Annotated in this window: 14 protein-coding genes; all 14 read left to right on the top strand. The window is 73.1% G+C overall.

All coding sequences use genetic code 11. The annotated features are described in order from the left end of the window. Window positions 1-152 precede the first annotated feature (152 nt). On the top strand, window positions 153-1,565 hold the full coding sequence (gene lysA, locus C5508_RS11240) for a diaminopimelate decarboxylase (protein WP_232797059.1): 1,413 nt from the start codon (window positions 153-155) through the stop codon (window positions 1,563-1,565). Beyond that, window positions 1,562-2,857, top strand: coding sequence for a homoserine dehydrogenase (locus C5508_RS11235; RefSeq protein WP_104525033.1), 1,296 nt, complete (start codon window positions 1,562-1,564; stop codon window positions 2,855-2,857). Before lysA ends, C5508_RS11235 begins: the two co-directional genes overlap by 4 nt. Beyond that, on the top strand, window positions 2,854-3,939 hold the full coding sequence (gene thrC, locus C5508_RS11230) for a threonine synthase (RefSeq protein WP_198598028.1): 1,086 nt from the start codon (window positions 2,854-2,856) through the stop codon (window positions 3,937-3,939). Before C5508_RS11235 ends, thrC begins: the two co-directional genes overlap by 4 nt. Window positions 3,940-4,072: 133 nt before the next feature. Further along, window positions 4,073-5,026: a homoserine kinase gene (thrB, locus tag C5508_RS11225; protein WP_104525032.1), complete on the top strand. Its 954-nt coding sequence runs from the start codon at window positions 4,073-4,075 to the stop codon at window positions 5,024-5,026. 238 nt (window positions 5,027-5,264) lie between these two features. Then, a complete protein-coding gene (gene rho, locus C5508_RS11220; protein WP_104525031.1) occupies window positions 5,265-7,466 on the top strand; it encodes a transcription termination factor Rho in 2,202 nt (733 codons plus the stop codon). A gap of 185 nt (window positions 7,467-7,651) precedes the next feature. Further along, the gene (gene rpmE, locus C5508_RS11215; protein ID WP_104525030.1) at window positions 7,652-7,879 is read left to right on the top strand and encodes a 50S ribosomal protein L31; all 228 of its coding nucleotides are present in this window, start codon (window positions 7,652-7,654) and stop codon (window positions 7,877-7,879) included. Between the two features lie 78 nt (window positions 7,880-7,957). Further along, window positions 7,958-9,037 (top strand): peptide chain release factor 1, encoded by a 1,080-nt coding sequence (prfA, locus tag C5508_RS11210; RefSeq protein WP_104525029.1) that lies wholly within the window; start codon window positions 7,958-7,960, stop codon window positions 9,035-9,037. After that, on the top strand, window positions 9,034-9,891 hold the full coding sequence (gene prmC / locus C5508_RS11205) for a peptide chain release factor N(5)-glutamine methyltransferase (protein WP_104525028.1): 858 nt from the start codon (window positions 9,034-9,036) through the stop codon (window positions 9,889-9,891). Before prfA ends, prmC begins: the two co-directional genes overlap by 4 nt. Beyond that, entirely contained in the window at window positions 9,891-11,348 is a 1,458-nt protein-coding gene (locus C5508_RS11200; protein WP_104525027.1) for a protein kinase domain-containing protein, read from the top strand. Before prmC ends, C5508_RS11200 begins: the two co-directional genes overlap by 1 nt. 46 nt (window positions 11,349-11,394) lie before the next feature. Beyond that, complete coding sequence (locus tag C5508_RS11195) at window positions 11,395-12,036, top strand: L-threonylcarbamoyladenylate synthase (RefSeq protein ID WP_198598027.1); 642 nt, start codon at window positions 11,395-11,397, stop codon at window positions 12,034-12,036. A 95-nt stretch (window positions 12,037-12,131) separates the two neighbouring features. Continuing rightward, a complete protein-coding gene (locus C5508_RS11190; RefSeq protein WP_104525025.1) occupies window positions 12,132-13,409 on the top strand; it encodes a serine hydroxymethyltransferase in 1,278 nt (425 codons plus the stop codon). 3 nt (window positions 13,410-13,412) lie between these two features. Then, window positions 13,413-14,624, top strand: coding sequence for a glycosyltransferase family 4 protein (locus C5508_RS11185; RefSeq protein WP_104525024.1), 1,212 nt, complete (start codon window positions 13,413-13,415; stop codon window positions 14,622-14,624). A gap of 66 nt (window positions 14,625-14,690) precedes the next feature. Next, a complete protein-coding gene (locus C5508_RS11180; RefSeq protein ID WP_157944072.1) occupies window positions 14,691-15,131 on the top strand; it encodes a hypothetical protein in 441 nt (146 codons plus the stop codon). Next, on the top strand, window positions 15,128-15,379 hold the full coding sequence (locus C5508_RS11175) for a hypothetical protein (protein WP_104525022.1): 252 nt from the start codon (window positions 15,128-15,130) through the stop codon (window positions 15,377-15,379). The genes C5508_RS11180 and C5508_RS11175 overlap by 4 nt, the downstream gene beginning before the upstream one ends. The last annotated feature ends 13 nt before the right edge of the window (window positions 15,380-15,392 follow it).

Here is a 15,392-nt window from a genome sequence, read left to right as displayed (position 1 = left end):
TTGATTTGTTTTTTTATGATATCGTTGACCCAGTCGTTTTCACCTCTCCGTTTCGTCGGAGGCGGCAGTTGTGTATACTCCACCCGGCCGGCCCCCTCCACGGGAACATCAGCCCGCCGTCCGCCGCCGGCGCGCCACCCGCGGAGCTCGGCGTGCTCGACCCCCAGGTCTGGCCCCGCTCGGCCGAGCGGATCGACGGCGAACTGCACGTGGGCGGCCGCCCGGTGACCGAGCTGGCCAGAGCGCACGGCACCCCCCTGTTCGTGCTGGACGAGGGCGACTTCCGCGGCCGGGCCGCGGAGTTCGCCGAGGCGTTCACCGACGCCGACGTGCACTACGCCTCCAAGGCGTTCCTCTGCGGCCAGGTGGCCCGGTGGATCGCCGAGGACGGGCTGCACCTGGACGCCTGCAGCGGCAACGAGCTGGCGCTCGCGCTGGCCGCCGGCTTCCCCGCCGAGCGCATCGCCCTGCACGGCAACAACAAGTCGATCGTCGAGCTCGAGCTCGCCGTCGACTCGGGGATCGGGCACGTCGTCCTCGACTCGTTCGACGAGATCGACCGGCTGGTCCCGCTGGCCGCGTCCCGCGTGGCAGACGGTGGATCGCCGGTGCCGGTGCTGATCCGCACCACCGTCGGCATCGAGGCGCACACCCACGAGTTCATCGCCACCGCCCACGAGGACCAGAAGTTCGGCTTCTCCCTGGCCACCGGCGACGCGCTGGAGGCGGCCCGCCGCGTGGTCGAGCAGCCGGCGCTGCGCCTGGCGGGGCTGCACAGCCACATCGGCTCGCAGATCTTCGACACCGCGGGGTTCGAGGCGGCGGCGCACCGCGTGGTCGGCCTGATGGGCGCGGTCCGCGACGCCACCGGCCAGGTGCTCGAGGAGCTCAACCTCGGTGGCGGCTTCGGCATCGCCTACCTCCCGGACGACGACCCGGTCAGCCCCGCCGACGTCGCCGGACGGCTGCGCTCGGTCGTCGCCGCCGAGTGCGCCGAGCTGGAGCTGCCGGTGCCGCGGCTGGCGGTCGAGCCAGGTCGGGCCATCGCCGGCCCCGGCACGGTCACCCTCTACGAGATCGGCACCATCAAGCCGGTCCGCCTCGGCGCGTCCGGGACGCCGGGCACCCCGTTGGTGCGCAACTACGTCTCGGTCGACGGCGGGATGAGCGACAACATCCGCACCGCCCTCTACGACGCGTCCTACACCTGCGTGCTGGCCAACCGCAGCTCCGATGCCCCGCCGGCGCTGTGCCGGGTGGTGGGCAAGCACTGCGAGAGCGGCGACATCCTCGTCCGCGACCTGTGGCTGCCCTCGGACGTCCAGCCCGGGGACCTGCTCGCCGTCGCCGCCACCGGCGCCTACTGCTGGTCGATGGCGAGCAACTACAACTACCTGCTCAAGCCCCCGGTGGTGGCCGTCCGCGACGGTTCGGCCACCGAGATCGTCCGCCGTCAGACACTGTCGGACGTGTTCGCGCTCGACGCCGTCCTCGCCGGTCGTCCCGCACCGTCACCCGCGCCGTCCCAGCCGGCGCCCGAGCACTCCGGAGGAGCCCGCTCGTGAACGGTCCGCTCAAGGTCGCCCTCCTCGGCTGCGGCACGGTCGGCAGCGCCGTCCTCCGCCTGTTGCAGGAGCAGTCCGGTGACCTCGCCGCGCGCATCGGCCGCCCGGTCGAGGTCGCCGGCGTCGCCGTCCGGCGTCCGCAGCACCACCCCGACGTCCCGGCGGACCTGCTCACGACCGACGCGCACGCGCTGGTCACCCGCGACGACATCGACCTCGTCGTCGAGGTCATCGGTGGCATCGAGCCGGCCCGGTCGCTGATGCTGGCGGCGCTCGAGTCGGGCAAGTCCGTGGTGAGCGCCAACAAGGCGCTGCTGGCGGAGGACGGTGTCGCGCTGCACGCCGCGGCCGCGAAGGCCGGCGTGGACCTCTACTACGAGGCCGCGGTCGCCGGTGCCATCCCGATCCTCCGGCCGCTGCGCGAGTCGCTGGCCGGTGACCAGCTGTCCCGGATCGTCGGGATCGTCAACGGCACCACGAACTACATCCTGTCGCGGATGGCCGAGACCGGCGCCGGATTCGGCGAGGCGCTCGCCGAGGCCACCGACCTGGGCTACGCCGAGGCCGACCCCACCGCCGACGTGGACGGGTTCGACGCCGCCGCCAAGGCGGCCATCCTCGCGTCGCTGGCCTTCCACACGCCGGTGTCGGCCGCCGACGTGCACCGCGAGGGCATCTCGACGGTCACCGCCACCGACGTCTCCCGCGCCGCCGAGATCGGCTGCACGGTGAAGCTGCTGGCCATCTGCGAGCGGGTGACGGGCGAGGACGGCAACGAGTCGGTGGCCGTGCGCGTGCACCCGGCGATGATCCCCACCAGCCACCCGCTGGCCTCGGTCGGAGGCGCGTTCAACGCCGTCTTCGTCGAGGCCGAGGCGGCCGGGCAGCTGATGTTCTACGGCCAGGGAGCCGGCGGCGAGCCGACCGCGTCGGCGGTGCTCGGGGACCTGGTGGCGGTCGCCCGCAACCGGGTCACCGGCGCGGCGGGTCAGGGGCCCTCCGGGTACGCCGACCTCGCCGTCCGGCCCATGGACGAGACGCCCACCCGGTACCACGTGAGTCTCGACGTGGCCGACAAGCCGGGTGTCCTGGCCGCCGTCGCACAGGAGTTCGCGCAGCACGGGGTCAGCATCTCCACGGTCCGCCAGACCGGCCGCGGCGACGCCGCGACCCTGGTCATCGTGACCCACAGCGCACCGGACGCGGCGCTGTCGGCCACCATTGCCGCGCTGCGGGAGATGCCCGCGGTTCGAGGAGTCACCAGCGTGCTCCGTGTGGAGGGGTTGTCATGACCGCGTCGATCGTGTCCCCGGGCTGGCCCGGCCTCATCGAGGCCTACCGGTCCCGGCTGCCGGTCAGCGACAGCACCCCGGTCGTGACGCTGCACGAGGGGGCGACGCCGCTGCTGCCCGCACGGGAGCTCTCCCGGCGCACCGGCTGCGAGGTCTACCTCAAGGTCGAGGGTGCGAACCCGACCGGCTCCTTCAAGGACCGGGGCATGACCATGGCCATCAGCAAGGCCGTGGAGGAGGGTGCCAAGGCCGTCATCTGCGCCTCCACCGGGAACACCAGCGCCAGCGCGGCGGCCTACGCCGCGCGCGCCGGGATCGTCTGCGCCGTGCTCGTCCCGCAGGGCAAGATCGCGATGGGCAAGCTCGCCCAGGCGCTGGTCCACGGCGCGAAGCTGCTGCAGGTCGACGGCAACTTCGACGACTGCCTCGCCCTGGCCAGCAAGCTGGCGATCGACTACCCGGTCAGCCTGGTCAACAGCGTCAACCAGTTCCGCATCGAGGGCCAGAAGACCGCGTCCTTCGAGATCGTCGACGTCCTGGGCGACGCTCCCGACATCCACTGCCTCCCGGTCGGCAACGCCGGCAACATCACCGCCTACTGGCAGGGCTACCGCGAGTACGCCGCAGACGGCATCGCCACGCACACCCCGCGGATGTGGGGCTTCCAGGCCGCCGGTGCGGCGCCGATCGTCGACGGCCACGTGGTGGAGAACCCGAGCACGATCGCCACGGCCATCCGGATCGGCAACCCGGCGTCCTGGACCAAGGCGCTGGCCGCCCGTGACGACTCCGGCGGGCGCATCGACGCCGTCACCGACCGCGCGATCCTCTCGGCCTACCGAATGCTGGCCCGCACGGAGGCCGTGTTCGTCGAGCCGGCGTCCGCGGCCTCGGTCGCCGGCCTGCTGCAGGTCGCCGACGCCGGTGAGCTCGAGCCGGGCCAGCGGATCGTCTGCACGGTCACGGGCAACGGGCTCAAGGACCCGGAGTGGGCGATCTCCGGCGCTCCCGCGCCGCTGACCGTCCCGGTCGACGCCGGCGCCGCCGCCGCGCAGCTGGGTTTGGAGCGGACAGGGGCGTGAGCATCGCAGGGGGGCGGCCGCTGACAGCGAGCGAGCATCGCAGCGAGGAACGAGCGAGGAGCGGAACGAGCGCGGAAGCGGCCTGGGCATACGAGCGAGGAGCGGAGCGCCCCGCGGGAGCGTCGGTGACGCTGTGACCGTCCTGGACCCCGACCGGGTGACCGTCCGCGTCCCCGCGACCAGTGCGAACCTCGGTCCGGCGTTCGACTGCGCCGGGCTGGCGCTGGCCCACCACGACGTGCTCGACTTCTCGGTCGCGCCCTCTGGTCTCGTGGTCGAGGTGCACGGTGTGGGTGCGGGCGAGCTGCCCACCGACGAGTCGCACCTGGTCGTCCGGGCGTTCCGGGCCGCCTGCGACGAGCTCGGCTGGGCGCCGTCCGGTCTGCGGGTCAGCGCGCGCAACGCCATCCCGCAGGGCCGGGGGATGGGGTCTTCCGCCGCGGCCGTCGTCGCCGGTGTCCTGGGTGCCTGGGCGCTCTGCCCCGACGTCGAGGCGATCGACCTGGACGCAGTCCTCCGCCTGACCACCGAGATGGAGGGGCACCCGGACAACGTGGCCGCGTGCCTGTTCGGTGGGCTGACCCTCTCCTGGACTGGCGACGCCGGCGTGGGCGCCGACAGCCTGCCCGTGCACGAGGACGTCCTGCCCGTCGTCCTCGTGCCGGACGCGACCCTGTCGACCGAGGTCGCGCGGGGCCTGCTGCCCGAGCTCGTGCCGCACGCGGACGCCGCGTTCAACGCCGGCCGCTCGGCCCTGCTCGTGCACGCGCTCACCTCGGGCGGGCTGCTGCTGGAGGCGACCGAGGACCGGCTGCACCAGCGGCAGCGGGCGGCGGCGATGCCCGCGTCGCTCGAGCTGATCGACCGGTTGCGCGCCGCCGGGCACGCGGCGGTGGTTTCCGGCGCGGGGCCGTCGGTGCTGGTCCTGGCCCGGCGCACCGTGCGGGACGCGGGCCGGCCCGCCGGCGAGCAGGAGCTCGGCGACGTCACCGCGCTCGTCCCGGACGGCTGGTCGGTGCTGCCACTGGACGTCGACCCGACCGGAGCGCGGGTATCCCGTGAGGCGCGCGAGGTCTCGTCTCGGTAACGGGGAACACCTTGCGAAGTACCGGTGTTGTCCTCGCCTGTGAGCTGCGATTAGGCTCACGGCGTAGCCGCCCACTCGGGCGAGCCTCGCGCGGGGCCGAAGCAGTTCGAATCTTCGCCGCTGATCCGCCCCGCATCTTCTCCACCTGATCCTCGAGTGCGCCCGCCTCCGGCCGGCCGACGAGGACCGGGCTCCCTGCGCCCAGACGGCGCAGGTCACCGCAGGGAAGGACCTGTACGTGAGCGAAACCACCGACCTCGTCGCGACCGGCGCATCGGACGCCTCAGCCGAGGGAACTGCCGCTTCTGGGACGGCGGGTCGCCCCCGTCGCCGCGGCAACGGGCTGGCCGGCATGCTGCTGCCCGAGCTCCAGCGTTTGGCCTCCGAGCTGGGCATCTCCGGCACCGGCCGGATGCGCAAGAGCGACCTGGTCGCCGCCATCTCCGAGCGCCAGGTCGGCGGGCCGGACTCTGCGGCGTCCGCGTCGCGCACCGAGGCCCCCTCCAGCGAGGCCCCGTCCGCGGAGAGCACCTCCGCCGAGAGTGCCCCGACCGAGAGTGCCTCCACCGGAGGCGCCTCCACCGGTGGCGCCGACGCCGCCCGCGGCGTGGCTGCGACCTCCGCACCCCTCGAGGCCCCGATCAGCGGCGGCGGCAACGGCGGCCCCCTGACCGGCAGCGCGGCCCCCGCCCGCACCCGTCGTGGCGCCAGCCGCCCGGCCGGTTCGCCGACCGGGGCTCCGGCCGCCGACGTCGCGCCGGCCGAGGCCTCCGCGCCCGCGGAGACCGACGCCCCGTCCGACGGCGACTCCCGTGACGGCGACTCCCGTGACGGCGATCGTCCGCAGCGGAACCGCAACCGGAACCGGAGCGAGCGGGAGACCGCCCGCGAGAACGGTGACCGGGCCGAGCGCGGCAACCGCGAGAACGGTGACCGCGCCGGCCGCGACGGCAACGACCGCGCCGAGCGCGGCAACCGCGAGAACGGTGACCGTGCCGAGCGCGGCAACCGCGACGCCAACCGGGACGGCGGCGCCCGCGACGGCGGTGCCCGTGACGGGAACCGCGGCCCCGACCGCGACCGCAACGAGCGGGGTGGTCGTCCGGACAACCGCACCGACGGCGGGCGCACCGACGCCGGACGTCCCGACACCGGACGCGCGGACCGCAACAACGGCCCGGCCGAGGACGAGGACGACGACTTCGACGGCGGGCGCGGTCGCCGGGGCCGTCGCTACCGCGACCGCAACAAGCGCGGCACCGGTCGGGAGCGCTTCGACCAGGGCGAGCCCACCGTCAGCGAGGACGACGTCCTGCTGCCCGTCGCCGGCATCCTCGACGTGCTCGACAACTACGCGTTCGTCCGCACCTCGGGCTACCTGACGGGGCCGAACGACGTCTACGTGTCGCTGTCGCAGGTGCGCCGCTACGGCCTGCGCCGCGGTGACGCCATCACCGGCGCCGTCCGCCAGCCCCGCGAGGGCGAGCGCAAGGACAAGTACAACGCGTTGGTCCGGCTGGACACGGTCAACGGCCTGGACCCCGAGCAGGCCCGCAACCGGCCGGAGTTCACCAAGCTGACCCCGCTCTACCCGCAGGACCGCCTGCGGCTGGAGACCGAGCCGCACCTGCTGACCACCCGGGTCATCGACCTGGTCATGCCGATCGGCAAGGGGCAGCGGGCGCTCATCGTGTCGCCGCCGAAGGCCGGCAAGACGATGGTGCTGCAGTCGCTGGCCAACGCCATCACGACGAACAACCCCGAGTGCCACCTGATGGTCGTCCTGGTCGACGAGCGTCCGGAAGAGGTCACCGACATGCAGCGCTCGGTGAAGGGCGAGGTCATCGCCTCGACCTTCGACCGTCCGCCGTCGGACCACACCACGGTCGCGGAGCTGTCCATCGAGCGGGCCAAGCGTCTGGTCGAGATGGGCCACGACGTCGTCGTCCTGCTGGACTCGATCACCCGCCTGGGCCGCGCCTACAACCTGGCGGCCCCCGCCAGCGGGCGCATCCTCTCCGGTGGTGTCGACTCCACGGCGCTCTATCCGCCCAAGCGCTTCCTGGGTGCTGCCCGCAACATCGAGAACGGCGGCTCCCTCACGATCATCGCCTCGGCGCTGGTCGAGACCGGCTCCACGATGGACACGGTCATCTTCGAGGAGTTCAAGGGCACGGGTAACGCGGAGATCAAGCTCGACCGCCGGCTGGCGGACAAGCGGGTCTTCCCGGCCGTCGACGTCAACGCGTCGGGCACGCGCAAGGAGGAGATCCTCATGTCGCCCGACGAGCTGGCCATCGTCATCAAGCTGCGCCGGGTGCTCGCCGCGCTCGAGCCCCAGCAGGCGCTGGAGCTGCTGCTCGAGAAGCTGAAGAAGACGCGCAACAACGTCGAGTTCCTCATGCAAATCCAGAAGACGACGCTGGGTCCGGACAACTGAAGGACCCCCGTCCACCCCACCCTTCGCGAGTCCGGGGTGGGCCCTGGACGGGGGCCGTTCCAGCACCTCCCGGCCATCTGGGAGACTGGTCGACCGAGCCCCGTCGGCGCGGCTGGAAATAGTCCTCCGGCCCCCGGCGTTCTGACCGACTGAACGACCCAGACTTCGTAGAAGAGGCAGCAGCCATGAAGCCCGACATCCACCCGGCCTACAACGTCACCACCGTGACCTGCGGCTGCGGCAACACGTTCACGACCCGCAGCACCAGCCCGACCGGTCAGCTGACCGTCGAGACCTGCTCCGCCTGCCACCCCTTCTACACCGGCAAGCAGCGCATCCTCGACACCGGTGGCCGCGTCGCCCGCTTCGAGAAGCGGTTCGGCAAGCGCAACGCGGGCGCCGACGCCCAGTAGCACCCTCGACGGCGCCCGTCCCACCTTCCGGTGGGGCGGGCGCCGTCGTCATGTCCGGACCATGCGGGAGGAACTCCAGTGAGCAGCAGCGAGACGACGGCGGCCGATCGGCTGGCCGGGCTGCTCGCCGAGCACGCGCGCCTCGAGCAGGAGCTGGCCGATCCGGCGGTGCACGCCGACCAGTCGCGCGCCCGCCGCATGGCGCGGCGCTACGCCCAGCTGGCCCCGCTGGTGGAGACCGCCCGCGGGCTCGACCAGGCGCGCGACGACCTGAGCGCCGCCCGGGAGCTCGCCGCAGAGGACGCGTCCTTCGCCGCCGAGGCCACCGCGCTGGAGCAGCGGATCGACGAGCTCACCGGCCGGCTGCGCGAGCAGCTGCTGCCCAAGGACCCCGACGACGACAAGGACGTCATCCTCGAGATCAAGGCAGGGGAGGGGGGTGCGGAGTCCGCGCTCTTCGCCGGCGACCTGCTGCGCATGTACCTCCGGTACGCCGAGCGCCGCGGCTGGTCGACCGAGGTCCTGGACGCCGTCGACGCCGAGCTCGGCGGGTACAAGGACGTCGCCGTCGCGATCAAGTCCCGCACCGACGAAGGGATCTGGTCGCGGCTGAAGTTCGAGGGCGGCGTGCACCGGGTGCAGCGGGTGCCGGTGACCGAGAGCCAGGGTCGGATCCACACGTCCGCGGCCGGCGTCCTGGTGCTGCCGGAGGCCGAGGAGGTCGACGTCACCGTCGACCCGAACGATCTGCGCATCGACGTCTTCCGATCCTCGGGCCCCGGCGGGCAGAGCGTGAACACCACCGACTCCGCCGTCCGCATCACCCACCTTCCCAGCGGCATCGTGGTCAGCTCGCAGAACGAGAAGAGCCAACTGCAGAACCGGGAGTCCGCACTCCGGGTGCTGCGCTCCCGGCTGCTGGCCGCCGCACGCGAGGAGGCGGCCGCCGTCGCCAGCGACCAGCGGCGCAGCCAGGTGCGCACCATGGACCGCAGCGAGCGGGTGCGCACCTACAACTTCCCGGAGAACCGGATCGCCGACCACCGCGTCGGCTACAAGGCGCACAACCTCGACCAGGTCATCGACGGTGACCTGGACGCGGTGATCGACGCCCTGGTCAGCGCGCACACCGCCGAGTTGCTGGCGGCCGGCTCCTGAACGTCCGGAACCTGATCACCGAGGCCACGCGGCGGCTGGCCGACGCGGGGGTGGAGTCGCCGCGGGTCGACGCCGAGCTGCTGCTGGGACACGTGGTCGGCCGAACGCGCGCGGGCCTGTTCACCCTCGACGAGGTCGACGACGACGCCGCGGCCCGCTTCGCGGCACTGCTCGACCAGCGTGCCGACCGGGTGCCCCTCCAGCACCTCACCGGCCGCGCCGCCTTCCGGCACCTCGAACTCGCCGTCGGACCCGGGGTCTTCGTCCCGCGGCCGGAGACCGAGCTGCTGGTGGAGTGGGCGCTGGAGCGTCTGACGGGGCTCGACGGCCCGATCGTCGTGGACCTCGGCAGCGGCTCGGGCGCCATCGCGCTGTCGATCGCGCACGAGCACCCCGGTGCCCGCGTGACGGCGGTCGAGCGCGATCCCGGAGCCATCGAGTGGACCCGGCACAATGCCCTGGCCCGGGTCGGCCACGACACCCCGGTCGGTGTCGTGATGGGCGACATGACCGACCCGGCGCTGCTGGGCGAGCTCGACGGGCGGGTCGAGGTCGTCGTCTCCAACCCGCCCTACGTGCCCGACGGCGCCCGCGTTCCGCGCGAGGTCGCCGACCACGACCCGCCGCTGGCGCTGTGGGGCGGTCCGGACGGCCTCGACGTGGTGCGGGGCATGCTGTCCGTGGCCGCGCGGCTGCTGCGACCCGGCGGGCACCTGGGTATCGAGCACGCCGACCAGCAGGGGACCGCGCTGCCCGCGCTGGTGCGGGCGCACGGCGCCTTCACCGACGTGGAGGACCACGTGGACCTCGCCGGCCGGCCCAGGTTCACCACCGCTCGCCGCACGGAGGTCTGATGCACGCGCACCCGGACCTGCTCGCGAACCGTTACCGGCTGACATCGCTGATCGCCGGCGGCGGCATGGGCCAGGTGTGGCGCGGGCACGACACACTGCTCGACCGTCCGGTGGCGGTGAAGGTGCTGCGCGACCAGTACGCCGGGGATCCCGCATTCCTGACGCGGTTCCGGGCCGAGGCCCAGCACGCGGCTCTCCTGACCCACCCACACATCGCCGCGGTCTTCGACTACGGCGAGATCCCGGCGAGCGCGGGCACCCTGTCATCGGCCTACCTGGTGATGGAGCTGGTCGACGGGGAGTCGCTGGCCGACGTCCTCGCCCGGGAGCACCGCCTGGACGCCGCCCGGACCGTCGACGTCCTGCGCCAGGTCGCCGACGGGCTCGCCGCGGCCCACGCGGCCGGGATCGTGCACCGCGACATCAAGCCGGCCAACATCCTGGTCACGCCGCAGGGCACCGTGAAGATCACCGACTTCGGCATCGCGCGGTCGGCCTCCAGCGCCGCGGTCACCGGCACGGGCCAGGTCATCGGCACGGCGCACTACTTCTCGCCGGAGCAGGCGGCGGGTGGTCAGGCGACCCCCGCCAGCGACGTCTACGCGCTGGGTGCCGTCGCCTACGAGTGCCTGGCGGGGCGTCGTCCCTTCGAGGCCGACAACCCGGTCCAGATCGCCGTGATGCACATCCGGGACGAGCCGGCCCCCTTGCCGGCGAGCGTCCCGGCCGGTGTGCGGGCGCTCGTCGAGCGGGCCATGGCCAAGGACCCCGCGGCCCGCCATCCCGACGGTGCCGCGCTGCGCGACGCCGCTGCCCGGCTCGTCGCGGGGCTGCCCACCTCCCCTTCGCGGCAGGCGGCCACCGCCGTGCTGCCCTTCCCCGGTCCAGGCACACGCCCGATGGCCGGCGCCGGGGCACCGGAGGGCCGGCGACGGCGGTGGCTGATCCCCGGGTTGGCGGCCGCCGTGGTCGCCGTCCTCGCCGTGGCGGTCCTCGCCACCGTGCTCGGCGGCGGCTCCGGGTCCCCGTCGTCCGGGCGCACCGCCCCCTCCTCTGCTCCTGCCCCTCCGCCCGGGATCGAGGTCACCGTCGCCGACCTGGTGGGGCGGCCGGTCGCCGAGGTCCAGGCCGAGCTCATCGGTCGTGGTCTGCGCGTCGAGCTCGACCCGGTCGAGGTGGCCGGCCTGCCGGCCGGACAGGTCACCGCCGTCGACCCGGTCGGAACGCTGGCCGCCGACGACCTGGTGCGGGTGAGCTACGCCGTGCCGCCCGTGGTCGTCCCCGCGCCGGCTCCGGCGCCGGTCGAGCCCTCCGGCGGCGACGAGGGCCAGGGCACGAAGGCCGAGGAGCGGCAGCAGAAGGAGGAGGAGAGGCAGCAGAAGGAGGAGGAGAAGCAGCAGAAGCGGGAGGAGCAGGACGAGGAGCGCGGGAACGAGGACCGGGACGGCGAGGACTGACGCCGGCCTGCGGGGCACCGCCGGGCCGATGACAGACTCGGCACCCGTGGCCGACATCTACGACTGCTCCGACCCCGAGGCGCGGACCGCGGGACTGGACGCCGCCGCCGCGGCGATCGCCCGCTCCGAGCTGGTCCTGCTGCCCACCGACACCGTCTATGGCGTGGCCGCCGACGCCTTCGCCCCGGCCGCCGTGACCCGGCTGCTGGCCGCGAAGAACCGCGGACGCGGCATGCCGGTGCCGGTGCTCATCGGGGAGGCCTCGACGCTGGCCGGGTTGGTCCTGCACGTGCCGCCCGTCGCCACCCGGCTGGCCCAGGAGTTCTGGCCCGGCGGGCTCACCCTCGTCGTGGAGCACGCGCCCTCGCTGGCCTGGGACCTCGGCGACGCCGAGGGCACCGTCGCCGTCCGCCTCCCCGACGACGACCTGACCCGCGATCTGCTCCGCCGCACCGGTCCGCTCGCGGTCTCCAGCGCCAACCGCTCCGGCCGCCCGGCCGCGACCAGCGCTCAGGAGGCCGACCAGCAGCTGGGTCCGCACGCCGCGGTGGTGCTGGACGGCGGCCCGCGGGACAGCTCGGCGGCGAGCACGATCGTCGACTGCACCGGTCCCATCCCGCGTGTCCTGCGCGTCGGCGCGATCCCCGTGGACCGGCTGCGCGAGATCGTCCCCGAGATCACGGACTAGCGCCCGCACAGTGTCATAGTGGTTGCCTGACCGCCGCGAACCCCCGAGCCCGGGTACCGCGGGCGCCCGCACCGACGTTCTGGAGTGCGACCGAGATGAGCACGCCCTACTGGGGCCCGGACTTCGACGCCCTGGCCGCACTCGACCCCGAGATCGCCGGGGTGGTCACCGACGAGCTCGGCCGGCTCCGGGGCGGGCTGCAGCTGATCGCCAGCGAGAACTTCACCAGCCCCGCCGTGCTGGCAGCGCTGGGCAGCACGCTGTCGAACAAGTACGCCGAGGGCTACCCCGGACGGCGTTACTACGGCGGCTGCGAGGTCGTCGACCGCGCCGAGGAGATCGGCATCGCACGGGCCAAGGAGTTGTTCGGCGCGGAGCACGCGAACCTGCAGCCGCACTCCGGGGCGAACGCCAACCTGGCCGCCTACGGCGCCTTCCTCTCACCAGGCGACACCTTCCTGGGCATGGCGCTGCCGCACGGTGGTCACCTGACCCATGGCACGAAGGTCAGTTTCAGCGGCAAGTGGTTCAACGCCGTGCAGTACGGCGTGGACGAGAAGACCGAGCACATCGACTACGACCAGGTGCGCGACCTGGCGCGCGAGCACCGGCCCAAACTCATCGTCGCCGGGGGCTCGGCGATCCCGCGGCTGATCGACTTCGCGGCCTTCCGCGAGATCGCCGACGAGGTGGGCGCGATCTTCATGGTCGACGCCGCGCACTTCATCGGCCTGGTCGCCGGCAAGGCGATCCCGAGCCCGGTGCCCTACGCCGACGTCGTCACCTTCACCACGCACAAGGTGCTGCGCGGGCCCCGCGGCGGAGCCATCGTCTGCAAGGCCGAGCACGCCAAGGCGATCGACAAGTCGGCCTTCCCGATGATGCAGGGTGGCCCGCTGATGCACGCCGTCGCCGCCAAGGCGGTGAACTTCAAGGAGTGCCTCGCGCCTGCGTACCAGGCCTACGCGCGCCAGGTCGTCGCGAACGCCCAGGCGCTGACCGAGGGGCTGGCGGCCGAGGGGCTGCGGCCGGTCGCCGGCGGCACCGACACCCACCTCGCGCTCCTGGACCTGCAGCAGACCGGCGTGAGCGGCGCCGAGGCCGAGGCCCGGTGCGGCGCCGCGGGCATCGTGCTGAACAAGAACGCGATCCCCTACGACCCGCAGCCGGCGTCGGTCGCGTCGGGCATCCGGGTCGGCAGCCCCGCGGTCACGACCCAGGGGATGACCGAGCCGGACATGACGTCGATCGCCTCGCTCATCGGCACCGCGATCCGGGACGCCGACGGCAGCCGGACGGCGGAGGTGGCCGCGGGGGTCCGCGAGCTCGTCGGCGCCCATCCCGCGTACCCCGAGCCCGCACGGACCAGCTGAGCCGTGCGCGAATACGTCGTCGTCCTCCTCACCGCCGCGCTGGTCACCTTCCTGACCACCCCCGTGGTGCGGATGGCGGCGATCCGGCTGCGGATGATGGCCGCGCCGCGCGAGCGCGACGTGCACGTCATCCCGACGCCGCGGGGCGGCGGCATGGCGATGTACCTGGGAGTCGTGGCGGCCATCCTGGTGGCCTCGCGGCTGCCGAACCTGCAGCGCACGTTCGACGACTCGCAGGCCTACGCCGTCCTCGTGGCGGGCGGGCTGATCTGCCTGCTCGGTGTGCTCGACGACAAGTGGGGCCTCGACGCCCTCACGAAGCTCACCGGGCAGATCGCCGCGGCCGGGGTGATGGTGCTGCTGGGCGTCCAGCTGGCCTACGTCTTCCTGCCGGTCGCGGACATCGGGACGATCTCGCTCGGACCGGACGTCGGCGTGCCGGCGACCATCCTGCTGACGGTCCTGGCGGTCAACGCGCTGAACTTCATCGACGGGCTGGACGGCCTGGCGGCGGGCGTCTCGGCGATCGCGGCGCTGGCCTTCTTCGCCTACAGCTACAGCCTGGCCCTGGACGGCTACGTGGAATCGGCCAGCGCACCGGCGCTGATCACCGCCGTGCTCGCCGGCGCCTGCCTGGGCTTCCTGCCGCACAACTTCAGCCCGGCCCGCATCTTCATGGGCGACTCGGGGTCGATGCTCGTCGGCCTCATGCTGTCGGCCGCGGCGGTGAGCGCCACAGGGGGAGTGGACGCCCAGTCCTTCGGGTCGGCGGCCAGCCTGCTGCCCCTCACCCTGCCGCTGCTGGTGCCGGTCGCGGTCCTCTTCATCCCGTTCACCGACCTGGTGCTGGCGGTGTTCCGGCGGACGTTGCGCGGACGGTCGCCCTTCGCCCCGGACAAGATGCACCTGCACCACCGGCTGCTCTCGATCGGCCACTCCCACCGGCGTGCGGTGCTGGTCATGTACTTCTGGGCCGCGCTGCTCTCCTTCGGTGCCGTGGGGCTGTCCATCACCGGGGGGCGGGCCGAGCTCCTCGTGGTCATCGCGGTGCTGCTGGTGGTGGGCGTCGTCGTCGTGCTGAGCCCCCGGGCCCGGCGGGCGGCCCGCGAGGCCCGCGCCGCCGAGCTCGAGGCACAGCGGCAGAAGAGCCGCGCCGACCACCCCACGTCTCGTCTCCGGAGGCCGGAGGTCGGGTCGTCACCGAGGCGACGATGACCCTCGCGGGGGTGTGCGGCACCCCGCTGCCTGCCACGCGCCCCGGCAGGCCGGATACCGTGAGGCGTGACTCCTGAGCCCCGGGCCGCAGCCAGACCCGACCCCTACGGCGCCATGCTCCGCGGTGGCGCAGTCCCCTCGATCGCCGTCGCCGTCGCCGCGATCGTGGTGTTCACGCTGGTCGACGGCTCGCTCGGGTTGGCCGGCAGTGCCCTCGCCTCCGCCCTCGTCGTCCTGAGCACGGTCTCGACCATGCTCATCCTGCGGAAGATGGCGGGCCTGGACCCGCGCGTGGTCTTCATGGGCGCGATGGTCAGCTATTTCTTCAAGGTCATGCTGCTCGGGGTCTTCCTCGTCCTCTTCCGGAACGCCGACTGGCTCTCGCCGATCGCCTTCGCGGTGACGGCGGTCGTGGTGTCGTTGGCCGGCACGATCGGGGAGATCGTCGCGTTCACGCGGGTCAAGACCTACATCTACGACGAACCGTCCTCCGAGGTCCGGTCGTGACCGACGGCACCGGCGAGCGTCACGAGACGTCGCCGCCGGTGCACCACCAGATGGTCGCGGGGCAGCACCTGCGCGAGGGATGGGACGCCCTGGGCACCCTGCTCTCCGCGATGCTCGTCTTCGGGCTGCCCGCCTGGTGGGTCAGTGAGGCCACCGACCAGGTGTGGGTGCTGCCCGTGGCCCTGGTGCTGGGGATGGCCGCCGCGATCTTCAGCATCTGGGTCCGTTACAGTGACCCCGGTCCGTGAGGGTGACGCACCG

Source organism: Blastococcus atacamensis, from assembly GCF_002938425.1.
In the GTDB taxonomy this organism is placed as follows: Bacteria; Actinomycetota; Actinomycetes; order Mycobacteriales; family Geodermatophilaceae; genus Blastococcus; species Blastococcus atacamensis.
This window is presented reverse-complemented; position numbering and strand designations above follow the sequence as displayed.

Coding starts and splice junctions, on each gene's coding strand:
- thrC (WP_198598028.1), top strand. CDS start 2,854: ATGACCGCGTCGATCGTGTCCCCGGGCTGGCCCGGCCTCATCGAGGCC.
- rpmE (WP_104525030.1), top strand. CDS start 7,652: ATGAAGCCCGACATCCACCCGGCCTACAACGTCACCACCGTGACCTGC.
- C5508_RS11200 (WP_104525027.1), top strand. CDS start 9,891: ATGCACGCGCACCCGGACCTGCTCGCGAACCGTTACCGGCTGACATCG.
- C5508_RS11190 (WP_104525025.1), top strand. CDS start 12,132: ATGAGCACGCCCTACTGGGGCCCGGACTTCGACGCCCTGGCCGCACTC.